Source organism: Klebsiella pneumoniae complex sp. WS1778, from assembly GCF_049472055.1.
Lineage (GTDB): Bacteria > Pseudomonadota > Gammaproteobacteria > Enterobacterales > Enterobacteriaceae > Klebsiella > Klebsiella quasipneumoniae.
The window spans coordinates 849267-862302 of sequence record NZ_JBKGTJ010000002.1 but is presented as its reverse complement, the minus strand read 5'-3'; the positions used below and the strand labels follow the sequence as shown (position 1 = coordinate 862302).

13 protein-coding genes are annotated in these 13036 nt (G+C 58.2%); 7 read left to right on the top strand and 6 right to left on the bottom strand.

Going from position 1 to position 13036, the window contains the following annotated elements; genetic code table 11:
- Positions 1-18: 18 nt before the first annotated feature.
- The gene (phnD, locus tag ACLEXF_RS14070; RefSeq protein ID WP_032426081.1) at positions 19-957 is read right to left on the bottom strand and encodes a phosphonate ABC transporter substrate-binding protein; all 939 of its coding nucleotides are present in this window, start codon (positions 955-957) and stop codon (positions 19-21) included.
- Between the two features lie 22 nt (positions 958-979).
- Positions 980-1822: a phosphonate ABC transporter ATP-binding protein gene (phnC, locus tag ACLEXF_RS14065; protein WP_094311712.1), complete on the bottom strand. Its 843-nt coding sequence runs from the start codon at positions 1820-1822 to the stop codon at positions 980-982.
- An 837-nt stretch (positions 1823-2659) separates the two neighbouring features.
- On the opposite strand from phnC, the gene ecpR reads away from it, so the two are divergent.
- The 6 genes from ecpR (at position 2660) to ACLEXF_RS14035 (ending at position 9453) form a co-directional block, all read left to right on the top strand.
- Complete coding sequence (gene ecpR, locus ACLEXF_RS14060; RefSeq protein ID WP_004144585.1) at positions 2660-3202, top strand: ECP biosynthesis operon DNA-binding transcriptional regulator EcpR; 543 nt, start codon at positions 2660-2662, stop codon at positions 3200-3202.
- Between the two features lie 73 nt (positions 3203-3275).
- Entirely contained in the window at positions 3276-3863 is a 588-nt protein-coding gene (gene ecpA / locus ACLEXF_RS14055) for a common pilus major fimbrillin subunit EcpA (RefSeq protein ID WP_023288545.1), read from the top strand.
- A 58-nt stretch (positions 3864-3921) separates the two neighbouring features.
- On the top strand, positions 3922-4590 hold the full coding sequence (locus tag ACLEXF_RS14050) for a hypothetical protein (RefSeq protein ID WP_017900976.1): 669 nt from the start codon (positions 3922-3924) through the stop codon (positions 4588-4590).
- 25 nt (positions 4591-4615) lie between these two features.
- Positions 4616-7141, top strand: a complete 2526-nt coding sequence (locus tag ACLEXF_RS14045; protein ID WP_423265782.1) for a CS1-pili formation C-terminal domain-containing protein — start codon at positions 4616-4618, stop codon at positions 7139-7141.
- Entirely contained in the window at positions 7131-8774 is a 1644-nt protein-coding gene (gene ecpD, locus ACLEXF_RS14040; protein WP_004204915.1) for a fimbrial adhesin EcpD, read from the top strand. The genes ACLEXF_RS14045 and ecpD overlap by 11 nt, the downstream gene beginning before the upstream one ends.
- Complete coding sequence (locus tag ACLEXF_RS14035; protein ID WP_017900978.1) at positions 8743-9453, top strand: fimbria/pilus periplasmic chaperone; 711 nt, start codon at positions 8743-8745, stop codon at positions 9451-9453. Before ecpD ends, ACLEXF_RS14035 begins: the two co-directional genes overlap by 32 nt.
- 3 nt (positions 9454-9456) lie before the next feature.
- Here ACLEXF_RS14035 and ACLEXF_RS14030 read toward each other — a convergent pair whose 3' ends face one another.
- The 4 genes from ACLEXF_RS14030 to ACLEXF_RS14015 are packed head-to-tail and all read right to left on the bottom strand — an operon-like array spanning position 9457 to position 12514.
- Positions 9457-10146 (bottom strand): amino acid ABC transporter permease, encoded by a 690-nt coding sequence (locus tag ACLEXF_RS14030; protein ID WP_423265781.1) that lies wholly within the window; start codon positions 10144-10146, stop codon positions 9457-9459.
- Positions 10136-10888, bottom strand: a complete 753-nt coding sequence (locus tag ACLEXF_RS14025) for an amino acid ABC transporter permease (RefSeq protein WP_049004152.1) — start codon at positions 10886-10888, stop codon at positions 10136-10138. Before ACLEXF_RS14025 ends, ACLEXF_RS14030 begins: the two co-directional genes overlap by 11 nt.
- Positions 10885-11703 (bottom strand): amino acid ABC transporter ATP-binding protein, encoded by an 819-nt coding sequence (locus ACLEXF_RS14020; protein WP_004204909.1) that lies wholly within the window; start codon positions 11701-11703, stop codon positions 10885-10887. Before ACLEXF_RS14020 ends, ACLEXF_RS14025 begins: the two co-directional genes overlap by 4 nt.
- Before the next feature lies 1 nt (position 11704).
- The gene (locus ACLEXF_RS14015; protein ID WP_002890106.1) at positions 11705-12514 is read right to left on the bottom strand and encodes an ABC transporter substrate-binding protein; all 810 of its coding nucleotides are present in this window, start codon (positions 12512-12514) and stop codon (positions 11705-11707) included.
- A 334-nt stretch (positions 12515-12848) separates the two neighbouring features.
- Here ACLEXF_RS14015 and ACLEXF_RS14010 point away from each other — a divergent pair, with 334 nt between their 5' ends.
- The gene (locus tag ACLEXF_RS14010; RefSeq protein ID WP_002890108.1) at positions 12849-13019 is read left to right on the top strand and encodes a hypothetical protein; all 171 of its coding nucleotides are present in this window, start codon (positions 12849-12851) and stop codon (positions 13017-13019) included.
- Positions 13020-13036: the final 17 nt, after the last annotated feature.

Below are 13036 nucleotides of genomic sequence, written 5' to 3'. Positions count from 1 at the left end.
GGCGGCGTTGAGGCAGGATTAACGCGCGCTCACCAGCTCGCGTTTCATATCAATAATCTGCTGGAAGTCAGCCACGCTGCCCGGGCCGATGTGCTGAGTACCGCCCATCGCTTTGATAAAGCAGGCGTGATCCTCAGTATCCAGTTTTTTCACCGCCGCCACGACCTTCGCTTTAAAGTCCGCTGGCAGCGCATTGCTCACCAGGATCGGGCCGTTCGGGATCAGCGGCGATTGCCAGATAATGCGGATCTGCTTCATCAGATCCGGATGATCCATGCGAATCAGGCGGTTGAACGCGCCGGTGGTGTAGCCGGTGTTGTAATCGCCCACCATCGAGGCCCAGGTGACCGCGCCCGCGAACTGGCCATTCAGCACGCCGAGGATGTCCTGCTCGTGGCCACCGGAGAAGGTGACGCTGGAGAAGGTGTTGTTGTATTTGTTGTCGGCGTTACCGCCAAATTTTTCTTTAAACGCATGGTTAGGGATCAGATACCCGGAAGTGGAGTCCGGGTCGGCGAAGCCGAAGGCTTTGCCTTTTAAATCGTCCAGCGTTTTATACGGGGAGTCAGCTTTGACAATCACCACCGAGTGGTAGCCGCGAGACTGATCTTTGTCGTCCACGGCGATACCGACGATATCCACCGCTTTGGGGTTATTAAGATAAACCGAGGCGTAAGAGGAGGGAGACATGCTCAGCACCACGTCGACTTTCCCTCCCAGCAGACCCTGGATCACCCCGGAATAGTCGGAAGAGTTGCGCAGTTTGGTGTCCACGTTCAGCTCTTTATCGAGGAAGGCCTTCACGCACTGGTTATCGCCGATTTGCTGGGTGGCGTTCTGTCCGCCGAGAATGCCCAGATTCAGCTCTTTCGGCTGCGCCGCCGCTGCCTGCCATGCCATCATCATGCCCGCGACCATTGCGGATAAACGAACTGCGCCAGTCATAGATTTTTTCATTATGTTGCCCGTGTGAGTGAAATTAATGCAATTGGCTAACTTCATCGCCGTACAGCCGCTGCAGCACATCCTGCGTCAGCCGGGAGGGGTGATCGTCAAAAATAAGCTGACCGCTGGCGACGCCGATAACCCGGGTGCAGTAGGTCTTCACCAGCTCTACCGAATGCAGGTTTACCATCACGCTGATGCCCTGCTCGCTAATTTCGCGCAACACATCCATGATGCGCTGGGTGTTTTTCGGATCCAGCGAGGCGACAGGCTCGTCGGCCAGCAGGATCCCGGGGTTCTGCATCAGCGCCCGGCAGATCGCCACCCGCTGCATCTGCCCGCCGGAGAGGTTCTCCGCCCGCTGCAGCGCGTGCGGCAGCATGTTCATCCACTCAAGCAGCGCAATGGCGCGCGCCCGGTCGGCTTCAGGAAAGATTTTAAACAGCGATTTCAGGGTTGAAGTCTGGCTGAGGCGGCCCAGCAGGACGTTGGTGAGCACATCGAGACGGGGCACCAGGCAGAAGTCCTGAAAAATCATTCCGCAGTGGCTGCGCCAGGCATTGAGCGCGCGCCCTTTCAGCCGGGAGACATCGTGCGGGGTACCGACTTCCGGGTAGCTAAGAATTTCGCCGCCGCTGGCGCTGTGGGTGCCGTTGAGGACATGCAGGAGCGTCGATTTACCGGCGCCGGAGCGGCCTATGATGCCAACCATTTCGCCAGCGTGCAGATCAAAGCTGATGCCGTCCAGCACCTTGTGCTGGGCTTGATAAGCTTTACTCAGATTACGCACGCTTAAGACCTTCCGCTGCCGGCCGGCATTGAGTTCGGTGAACGGCAGGAAATCAGTTTCGGCCACCGCGGCAAGAGAGCTGTTCATAAGAGTGTCCAGGTTCGTCATTAACTGGCCACTATTAATAGGTCTTTATGTGAAATTTCGATGACGGTATTGCGAACAAACCGTGAACAGGCGGGAAAGGGCGGCGGTGAGCGGTTCACCGTGCGCGGTACGCTGGCGAAGCGCCGAAAAGCGGCTATGCTTTCGGGAACGCGGAGGCTGGCGTCCCCGTGCGGCTGGAACCCATCGGCAAAACTCGTTTTATCTTGCTAATGAGGTCTGTTTAATCGAATAGATAATGCTTCTGCCTTTGTTTAGCATTCATCATTCCGCAAAATTAACATATATATAACTATTTTGTGCGGCAGGTTAATCTATTTATGAGTCTTATGTATTGGTGAATCATCCTGGTTATTGCTGATTTTTAGACTTATATTCTTTATTTTTGAATAAATTTGGTTTATTTGACAACTGCATTCAACTCTTCATTAAGAATATTCCTAACATAATAGGGTGAAGATCCTGGGTAATATAAAATTCAGCTAAGAATTGAGGGTTATATTGCTAATAACCTTATGAAAATAAATACCTTTTTCTTGCGCTCAAAAATGAGATATTTTCAGTTTTTGTAAATATTGACCTGGGCGCGAAATTCATTGCCTTCCCGCATGTTGACACTCCATAGGAAAAAACTTAAATTCAACGCCAAGCAGAAAATAATTATAGTTTAACCCCGCTTATTCAATATTGATAAGTAATGCGTGTCTTATTTAATGGCGATTTACTAAAGGAATCGAATACGCCAGTAAACTTTATAGGCCTGGCAAGCAGTGACGTTTTAAAAATGATTACTTCAAGGACTATGAGGTTAAAAACTATATGGAATATAAAAGCTGTTCCGATAAGTATATTTGGTCTGCCGATGACTCCTACTTCTATAAAGGATTGTCCGAACTGATTGTAGATATCGACGAATTAATTTATCTGTCGCTAGAGAAAATCAGAAAAGATTTCGTGTTTATCAATCTCAATACGGCTTCGTTAAACGAGTTTATCAGGCGCGACAGCGAATGGCTATCCGCGGTAAAGGGGAAACAGGTCGTATTAATTGCGGCCAGGAAGTCAGAAGCCTTAGCGAATTACTGGTATTACAATAGCGATATTCGCGGCGTGGTATATGTTGGCCTGAGTCGCGATATTCGAAAAGAGCTGGCCTATGTGATTAATGGCAGGTTTCTCCGTAAAGATATTAAGAAAGATAAAATTACAGACCGGGAAATGAAAATTATCCGCATGACCGCCCAGGGCATGCAGCCGAAATCGATCGCCAGAATTGAAAATTGTAGCGTGAAGACAGTATATACCCATCGGCGCAATGCCGAGGCCAAGCTGTATTCCAAAATATACAAATTAGTTCAGTAACACCCAGGCAAGTTAATTTTTGAATGGTTCACCGGGACATCATGTCCTTAATTCAACTCAGGAAGAAAAAGCGATGAAAAAAAAGGTTCTGGCAATAGCTCTGGTAACGGCGTTTACCGGTATGGGCGTGGCGCAGGCTGCTGACGTAACGGCTCAGGCTGTAGCGACCTGGTCTGCGACCGCCAAAAAAGACACCACCAGCAAGCTGGTGGTCACCCCGCTCGGCAGCCTGGCGTTCCAGTATGCCGAAGGCGTGAAAGGTTTTAACTCACAGAAAGGTCTGTTTGACGTGGCGATTGAGGGTGACGCAACGGCGACCGCCTTTAAGCTGACCTCGCGTCTTATCACCAACACCTTAACCCAGCTGGATACCTCCGGCTCCACGCTGAGCGTGGGCGTGGATTATAACGGCGCAGCGGTGGAAAAAACCGGTGATACCGTGATGATCGATACCGCCAACAACATTCTGGGCGGCAACCTCAGCGCGCTGGCTAACGGCTACAACGCCAGCGGCCGTACCACCGCGCAGGATGGTTTCACCTTCTCGATCATCAGCGGCACCACCGACGGCACCACCGCCGTGACCGATTACAGCACCCTGCCGGAAGGGATCTGGAGCGGCGACGTCAGCGTACAGTTCGACGCCACCTGGACCAGCTGATCCTTGTGATGCGCCAGCAGGGGGGGCTCCCCCTGCTTTTTTCACGGACGGAATTGTTATGAAAAAGCACCTTCTGGCCCTCGGGCTGCTGCTTGCCGGAGTATCGCCGGCGCAGGCGCTGGATGTCGGCGATATCTCATCGTTTATGAACAGCGGCAGCAGCACGCTGAGCAAAACGATCAAGAACAGCACCGACAGCGGCCGCCTGATCAATATCCATCTCGAACGGCTCTCTTCCCCGCTGGACGACGGACAGGTTATCCCGATGGATAAACCGGATGAGGTGCTGCTCACTCCCGCCAGCCTGCTGCTACCCGCCCAGGCCAGCGATGTGATCCGCTTCTTCTACAAAGGCCCGGCGGATAACAAAGAGCGCTACTACCGCATTGTCTGGTTCGACCAGGCGCTCAGCGATGCCCAGCGCGATAACGCCACCCGCAGCGCGGTGGCCACCGCTTCCGCTCGCATCGGCACCATCCTGGTGGTGGCGCCCCGGCAGGTGAACTACCGCTTTCAGTACGCCAACGGCTCCCTGACCAACACCGGGAATGCGACGCTGCGGATCCTCGCCTACGGCCCCTGCCTGAAGGCCGCCGACGGTAAGGAGTGCAAAGAGAACTACTACCTGATGCCGGGTAAATCACGCCGTTTTACGCGCGTGGACACGGCGGATAAAAAAGGACGGGTTGCACTTTGGCAGGGTGAGCAGTTTGTTCCCGTGAAATAGACAGCTGTGCAGATGGATAACGACGATGCCTCTACAACGGATTTCCCCAGGACTGAAAACGCGGCTTGCCTTCGGCATGTTTTTTTTGTTCGTTCAGCCCGACGCCAGTGCGGCGGCCCCAGGCGCGCAGCAGATTGGCGGGGTGATTATTCCGCAGGCCTTCAGCCAGGCGCTGCAGGACGGCATGAGCGTTCCTCTTTATATTCATCTTGCCGGCAGCCAGGACACCCGGGACGATCAGCGGATCGGCAGCGCCTTTATCTGGCTGGACGGCGGCCAGCTGCGCGTTCGGCAGATCCGGCTGGAGGACAATGAGGGTAACGCCAGCGTCAGCGAACAGACCCGACAGCAGCTGATCGGCCTCGCCAACGCCCCGTTCAGCGAGGCGCTCACCATTACTCTGACCGACAGCGCGCAGCTGGATCTCAGCCTGCGCCAGCTGCTGCTGCAGCTGGTGGTCAAGCGCGAGGCGCTGGGCACCGTGCTGCGCTCGCGCAGCGAAGACATCGGCCAGTCGAGCGTCAACGCCCTGAGCAGCAACCTGAGCTATAACCTCGGCGTCTATAACAACCAGATGCGCAACGGCGGAAGCAACACCTCCAGCTACCTGTCGCTGAACAACGTCACGGCGCTGCGTGAGCATCACGTGGTGCTCGACGGCTCGCTGTACGGCATCGGCAGTGGTCAGCAGGACAGTGAATTATATAAAGCCATGTATGAACGCGATTTCGCCGGCCACCGCTTTGCCGGCGGGATGCTTGACACCTGGAACCTGCAGTCTCTGGGACCGATGACCGCTATTTCGGCGGGCAAGATTTACGGCCTTTCCTGGGGGAACCAGGCCAGCTCCACCGTCTTCGACAACAGCCAGTCCGCCACGCCGGTGATTGCCTTTTTACCGGCGGCGGGCGAGGTGCATCTCACCCGCGACGGCCGGTTGCTGAGCGTCCAGAACTTCGCCATGGGCAACCATGAAGTGGATACCCGCGGCCTGCCGTACGGTATTTACGACGTGGAAGTAGAGGTGATCGTCAACGGGCGGGTGGTCAGCAAACGCACCCAGCGGGTCAATAAGCTGTTCAGCCGGGGACGCGGCGCCGGCGCGCCGCTGGCGTGGCAGGTATGGGGCGGTAGTTTTCATATGGATCGCTGGTCGGAGAGCGGAAAAAAGACCCGGCCGGCGAAAGAGAGCTGGCTGGCGGGCCTCTCGGCCTCCGGGTCGCTCAGCACCCTGAGCTGGGCGGCAACGGGCTATGGCTACGACAACCAGGCGGTGGGAGAAACTCGCCTGACGCTGCCGCTGGGCGAGAAGATCAACGTTAACCTGCAAAACATGCTGGCCAGCGACACCTCGTGGAGCAGCGTCGGCAGCATCAGCGCCACGTTGCCGGGGGGCTTTAGTTCAGTGTGGGTCAACCAGGAGAGAACCCGCATTGGCGATCAATTGCGGCGCAGCGATGCCGATAACCGGGCGATCGGCGGCACCCTCAACCTGAACGCGCTGTGGTCGAAGCTGGGGACGTTCAGCGTGAGCTACAACGATGATCGCCGCTACAACAGCCATTACTACACCGCGGATTACTATCAGACGGTCTACAGCGGCGCCTTTGGCTCGCTCGGCCTGCGGGCGGGGATCCAGCGCTATAACAATGGCGACAGCAGCGCCAACACCGGGAAATATATCGCCCTCGATCTGTCGCTGCCGCTGGGCAACTGGTTCAGCGCCGGGATGACCCATCAGAACGGCTACACCATGGCTAACCTCTCAGCGCGTAAACAGTTTGATGAAGGCACCATTCGCACCATCGGCGCCAATCTGTCGCGCGCCATCTCCGGCGATACCGGGGATGACAAAACCCTCAGCGGCGGGGCGTATGCCCAGTTCGACGCCCGCTACGCCAGCGGCACGCTGAACGTCAACAGCGCAGCGGACGGCTACGTCAACACCAACCTCACCGCCAGCGGCAGCGTCGGCTGGCAGGGCAAAAATATCGCCGCCAGCGGACGAACCGACGGCAACGCCGGGGTGATCTTCAACACCGGGCTGGAGGACGATGGTCAAATCAGCGCCAGGGTCAACGGGCGGATCTTCCCGCTCAGCGGTAAGCGTAACTATCTGCCGCTCTCCCCTTATGGCCGCTATGAGGTGGAGCTGCAGAACAGCAAAAACTCGCTCGACAGTTACGACATCGTCAGCGGGCGCAAGAGTCATCTGACCCTCTATCCCGGCAACGTGGCGGTGATTGAGCCAGAGGTGAAGCAGATGGTCACCGTCTCCGGTCGTATTCGGGCGGAAGACGGCACGCTGCTGGCGAATGCGCGGATTAACAACCATATCGGCCGTACCCGCACCGATGAAAACGGCGAGTTTGTTATGGATGTGGATAAGAAATACCCCACGATCGATTTCAGCTACGGCGGCAATAAAACCTGCGAAGTGGCACTGGAGCTCAGCCAGGCGCGCGGCGCCGTGTGGGTGGGGGATGTGGTTTGCAGCGGCCTCTCGTCGTGGGCGGCGGTGCAGCAGACAGGAGAAGAGAATGAAAGTTAACCCATTAATCGCCCTGGCGATCCTCGCGCTGCTCTGGCCGGCGGCTGCGCTCAGGGCGGCGGTAACCAAGACCACCTGGTCGGATGCGCCGGCGCGCGAGTTTGTGTTTGTGGAAAACAACTCCGACGACAACTTTTTCGTCACTCCCGGCGGGGCGCTGGATCCGCGCATGACCGGCGCCAACCGCTGGACCGGCTTAAAATACACCGGCTCCGGGACCATCTATCAGCAGAGTCTCGGCTATATCGATAACGGCTACAACACCGGGCTTAATGCCAACTGGAAGTTTGATATGTGGCTGGAAAACTCGCCGGTTTCGCACCCCTTAACCGGCCTGCGCTGCATCAACTGGTACGCCGGGTGCGATATGGCCACCAGCCTGATCCTGCCGCAGACCACTGACGCCAGCGGGTTCTATGGCGCGACGGTGACCAGCGGCGGCGCGAAGTGGATGCACGGTATGATGTCGGACGCGTTTTATCAGTATCTGCAACAGATGCCGGTCGGCGGCAGCTTCACGATGACCATCAATGCCTGCCAGACCTCGGTGAACTACGACGCCAGCAGCGGCGCGCGCTGTAAGGATCAGGCCTCCGGCAACTGGTATGTGCGCAACGTCACCCACACCAAAGCCGCGAACCTGCGGTTGATAAACACCCACTCGCTGGCGGAGGTGTTTATCAACAGCGATGGCGTGCCAACCCTTGGGGAAGGGAACGCCGACTGCCGGACACAGACCATTGGCAGCCGTTCAGGATTAAGCTGTAAGATGGTCAATTATACCTTGCAGACCAATGGGTTAAGCAATACGTCGATCCATATTTTCCCGGCGATCGCCAACTCGTCGCTGGCCTCGGCCGTCGGGGCGTATGATATGCAGTTCAGCCTCAACGGCAGCTCATGGAAGCCGGTGAGCAATACCGCCTATTACTACACCTTCAATGAGATGAAGAGCTCAGATGCGATCTATGTGTTCTTCTCCAGCAACTTCTTTAAGCAGATGGTGAATCTCGGGATCAGCGATATCAATACCAAGGATCTGTTCAACTTTCGCTTCCAGAACACCACCTCGCCGGAGTCAGGCTGGTATGAGTTTTCCACCTCCAATACGCTGATTATCAAGCCCCGTGATTTCAGCATCAGCATTATCTCTGATGAATATACCTCGGCGCCGTCGCGGGAGGGGTATGTCGGCAGTGGTGAACCGGCGCTCGATTTCGGCTACATCGTCACCACCAGCGGTAAAACGGCCGCCGACGAAGTGCTGATCAAAGTGACCGGACCGGCGCAGGTGATTGGTGGGCGCTCCTACTGTCTCTTCAGCTCCGATGACGGTACGGCGAAAGTGCCGTTCCCGGCGACGCTCTCTTTTATCACCCGCAGCGGCGCGACGCAGACCTACGACGCCGGGTGCGATGACAGCTGGCGGGATATGACCGATGCGCTGTGGCTGACCACGCCGTGGACCGATATCTCCGGCGAAGTGGGGCAGATGGATAAGACCACGGTGAAATTTTCGATTCCGATGGATAACGCCATTTCGCTGCGGACGGTAGACGATAACGGCTGGTTTGGCGAAGTCAGCGCTTCAGGAGAGATTCATGTCCAGGCGACGTGGCGCAACATTAACTAAGGCCCTGCTGACGCTGAGCTGCCTGCTGGCGGCGCCGCTGGCGCAGGCGATCTCGGTCGGCAATCTGACCTTTTCCCTGCCGGCTGAAGCGGATTTCGCCAGCAAACGGGTGGTCAATAACAATAAAAGCGCGCGGCTGTACCGGATCACCGTCAGCGCCATCGACCGCCCTGGCGGCAGCGAAGTGCGCTCCCGGCCGGTGGATGGCGAACTGCTGTTCGCCCCCCGCCAGCTGGCGCTGCAGGCCGGGGAGAGCGAATATTTCAAATTTTATTATCATGGGCCGCGGGATAACCGCGAGCGCTACTATCGGGTCTCGTTTCGTGAAATTCCCACCCGTAACCTGACGAGGCGCAGCCCGACCGGCGGCGAAGTCAGCATGGAGCCAGTGGTGGTGATGGATACCATTCTGGTGGTGCGCCCGCGGCAGGTACAGTTTAAATGGTCTTTCGATAAGGCGGCCGGGACGGTGAGCAACACCGGCAATACCTGGTTTAAGCTGCTGATTAAACCCGGGTGCGATTCGACCGAAGAGGAGGGCGACGCGTGGTATCTGCGTCCCGGGGACGTGGTTCGCCAGCCGGCATTGCGCCAGCCGGGGAACCACTATCTGGTCTATAACGACAAATTTATTAAGATCAGCGATACCTGTCCGCTGAAGCCCCGTCCCGCGGAGTGAGCCTTATCCGGCGGTCGCGCGGCGGGTAAAGCGCCGGCTGGCCAGCAGGCTCAGACCGCAGCACAGCAGGTAGTACACCGCGCCGGTGAAGACGAAGATCGCCAGGGGATAGATTTGCACCCGGTTGTTGACCTGGCCGGCCACGGTAGTCAGCTCCGGGACGTTGACGATAAACGCCAGCGAAGTGTCCTTCAGCAGGCCGATAAAGATCCCCACCAGCGACGGCTGAACGTTGCGCAGCGCCTGCGGGAGCAGCACCAGGCGCAGCGTTTGCCCGGGGGCGAACCCCTGGGTCAGCGCCGCCTCATACTGTCCTTTCGGCAGCGACTGCAGCCCGGCCAGCACCGAATGCATCACCGAGGCGGTGGTAAACCACGCCAGCGCCAGGGTCACGGTCACCGCGCCGGGCAGATCGCCGCCGGTCAGCATCGGCAGCAGATACCACAGCCAGAAGATGACAAATATCAGCGGGATGCCGCGGATAATTTCCGCCCACAGGAACAGCAGACGTCGCGTCAGCCCGCCGTAGCGCCAGGCCAGCCCCGCCAGCGCAATGCCTCCCGGCAGCGCCAGCAGGGTGGCGCCGATGGCCATCAGCAGGGTCAGGGCCACGCCGCCGGGCTGGCCCTCCACCAGCCGGCCCCACAGCAGGTAATCAAGGTTATCGGCGATCACCGCCAGATTAGCGTTCATGTTGGGCGCTCCGTTGCAGTTTTCTTCCCGGGCCGAGACGCGTTAGCGCCACGCCCATCGCCACCCCCAGCGCCAGATACAGCGCGGTGCCAACGGCAAACGCCTCCAGGGCGTGCGCGTTATAGCTCTCAATCTGCCGCACCTGATAAGTCAGTTCCGCAAAGCCGATGCCGCTGGCCAGCGATGAGAGTTTCATCAGGTTGAGATACTGGCCGACAATCGGCTGCCAGGCGTTGGCCAGTCCCTGCGGCAGGAGGATAAAGCGCAGCTCCTGCCACGGGGTAAAGCCCTGCGACAGCGCGGCTTCCCGCTGCCCGTGGCTGACGGCGCGCAGTCCGGAGGCGATCTCTTCCACCAGAAAGGCGGAGGTAAAGACCCCCAGCCCCCACATCGAGCAGAGGAACTCCGGCGTCAGCCACCAGACATTGCCCGGCAGAATGGACCAGGTGTGCTCGTCGTTTACCACGTCCTTCACCGCCAGCGGCAGCAGGTTCCAGGCGGCAAAGTACCAGAACAGCAGCTGGACCAGCAGCGGAGTATTGCGAAACAGCGAGACCCACGCGGCGACCAGCCCGCGCCCCACGCGGCCGCCGCCGAGACGCAGGGCCAGCAGCAGGACCGCCAGCGCAGTGGCGAGCAGGATCCCGGCGACGCTGACCCAGACGGTGGTGAGAAAACCAGAGATAATCCATTGCAACGGCTGTCCGCTCAGGACGCCGTGCCAGTCAAGCATCGGCGTCACTCGAGGCTCTCCTGGTGCAGCGGATCCAGCACCTTCTGCAGAAAACGCCGCGCGCGGGCATGCTGCGGATGGGCGAAAAACTCAGCCGGCGGGGCGACCTCGAGAATGTCGCCGCCGTCGATAAACACCACCCTGTCGGCAATTTCGCGGGCAAACTGCATCTCGTGGGTCACCACCAGCATGGTGATCCCACTGTGGGCGAGGTTTTTCATCACCTGCAGCACTTCGCCGATCATCTCCGGGTCGAGGGCCGAGGTGGGCTCGTCGAACAGGATAATCTGCGGCGAGGAGGCCAGAGCGCGGGCGATGGCCACCCGCTGCTGCTGGCCGCCGGAGAGCTGCGCCGGCATCTGCTGCGCTTTCTCCTCCAGCCCGACCTGGCGCAGCAGCGCCAGCGCCCGCTCCTGAGCCGCGCTTTTTCCCCAGCCGTGGACGCGCTCCAGCGCCAGCGTGATGTTCTCCTGCGCCGTCAGGTGGGCGTAAAGGTTGAACTGCTGGAAGACAAAGCCGACGCGGCTGCGCAGCTGGCGCAAGGCGCTGCCGCTCAGCCGGCTGGTGGGTTTACCGTCGATCAGGATCTCGCCGCCGCTTAAGGATTCGAGCTGGTTGATCAAGCGGATCAGCGTCGATTTTCCCGATCCGGAAGGACCGAGGATCGCCACCACTTCGCCGGGCTCGACTTGCAGGTTGATGGCGTTAAGCACCTGATGATCGCCGTAGCGCTTGGCCACCTCACGAAACGTTATGCTGGCGCGCTGCAGACGTGAAAAATCCGCGGCCGGGGCCGCGGAGTGGGAGAATAAACCCGAGAACATATTATTTCGCTTCTATGGTAAAGGCGCGCGGCTGCGGCGTTTTAGTGGCAGGGCCAAACCAGACATCGTAAATTTTCGCGGCTTCGCCGGTTTTCTCCAGCTTCACCAGCTCATCGTTGACGGCCTTCAGCAGGGCCGGTTCGCCTTTCTTCACCCCCACGCCAATCTCTTCTTTGCTGAGCAGGTCGGGCAGAATTTTAAACTTGGCTTTATCCGGCGCTTCCGCCAGCAGACCGGCAAGGATGGTGCTGTCCTGGGTGATGGCCTGGACGTTGCCGTTGCGCAGGGCGGTCAGGGCCAGCGGAATATCGTCATAGGAGAGGACGCGAGCCTGCGGGAAACGCTGGTGCAGCGCCTGTTCGCCGGTGGTGCCTTTCACCGCGCCGATGCGCGCTTTGCTGTACTCATCAAGCTTATCCGGAGACCCGGCCGGCACGAGGAACTGCTGGCCGGTGACGAAATACGGCGTTGAGAAATCAATAACCTGGGCCCGCTCCGGGGTGATGGTAATGTCGGCGACGATCAGGTCGGCTTTGCCGGACTGCAGCAGCGGAATACGGTTGGCCGGGTTAGTGGCCACCAGCTCGAGTTTGACGCCGAGCGCTTTCGCCAGCGCCTGGGCAAAGTCGACGTCGTAGCCGACGATATGGTGGGTTTTGGCGTCTACGGAGCCGAACGGCGGGTTGGCGTCAAAGGTGGCGACTTTCACGACGCCAGCGGCTTTGATGTCAGCCAGCTGGTCGGCCTGCGCCTGCGAGGCGAGCAGCAGCATACCCAGCGCCAGTGCGATTTTTGTGGTTTTGTTGCGCATAGTTTTTCCCCTGAATCCCTGTTTTGTTTTGTGGACATCACGCTCCCATAAATTGCCCATCGGCGGCAAAGAAGAAAAAATTCTTATCTATAACCAAAAAGAACTTAACAAACCTGTGGGTATTCTTTATGCGCCGCTGGCGTTTTCCCGGTGCGACAACGACCGCCGAACGGTTCCCTCTCCCTCAGGGAGAGGGTTAGGGTGAGGGGAAAAGGACCGGGCGTAATATGCGCCAGCCAGGATTGCAAATTCGGAATTAATATTTCCCGCGCCCGGCCAACTGTGGTTGAAATAGACCCAGGCGATACGCTTCCCGACAGAGGAGAAAACGAAAGTGGCATTGTGGCAACGGTTAACGGGCTGGCTGGCTTTTTTGTCCAACGGTGAAGCCGGACAGCAAGATACCCAACGCGTCATGGAGGCGATCCTGCCGGTGGCGAGCCTCTATGGCGTGGACATTGGCAACGTGGAAACCCGGTGGTTCCGTCATGATAAGACATACTGAGCGACGCAGGACGCGAG

What these genes read in the sequence shown, in the direction of transcription:
- ecpR (WP_004144585.1), top strand. Translation starts at nt 2,660, where the DNA reads ATGGAATATAAAAGCTGTTCCGATAAGTATATTTGGTCTGCCGATGAC.
- ecpA (WP_023288545.1), top strand. Translation starts at nt 3,276, where the DNA reads ATGAAAAAAAAGGTTCTGGCAATAGCTCTGGTAACGGCGTTTACCGGT.
- ACLEXF_RS14045 (WP_423265782.1), top strand. Translation starts at nt 4,616, where the DNA reads ATGCCTCTACAACGGATTTCCCCAGGACTGAAAACGCGGCTTGCCTTC.
- phnC (WP_094311712.1), bottom strand. Translation starts at nt 1,822, where the DNA reads ATGAACAGCTCTCTTGCCGCGGTGGCCGAAACTGATTTCCTGCCGTTC.
- ACLEXF_RS14050 (WP_017900976.1), top strand. Translation starts at nt 3,922, where the DNA reads ATGAAAAAGCACCTTCTGGCCCTCGGGCTGCTGCTTGCCGGAGTATCG.
- ACLEXF_RS14035 (WP_017900978.1), top strand. Translation starts at nt 8,743, where the DNA reads ATGTCCAGGCGACGTGGCGCAACATTAACTAAGGCCCTGCTGACGCTG.
- ACLEXF_RS14020 (WP_004204909.1), bottom strand. Translation starts at nt 11,703, where the DNA reads ATGTTCTCGGGTTTATTCTCCCACTCCGCGGCCCCGGCCGCGGATTTT.
- phnD (WP_032426081.1), bottom strand. Translation starts at nt 957, where the DNA reads ATGAAAAAATCTATGACTGGCGCAGTTCGTTTATCCGCAATGGTCGCG.
- ACLEXF_RS14015 (WP_002890106.1), bottom strand. Translation starts at nt 12,514, where the DNA reads ATGCGCAACAAAACCACAAAAATCGCACTGGCGCTGGGTATGCTGCTG.
- ecpD (WP_004204915.1), top strand. Translation starts at nt 7,131, where the DNA reads ATGAAAGTTAACCCATTAATCGCCCTGGCGATCCTCGCGCTGCTCTGG.
- ACLEXF_RS14030 (WP_423265781.1), bottom strand. Translation starts at nt 10,146, where the DNA reads ATGAACGCTAATCTGGCGGTGATCGCCGATAACCTTGATTACCTGCTG.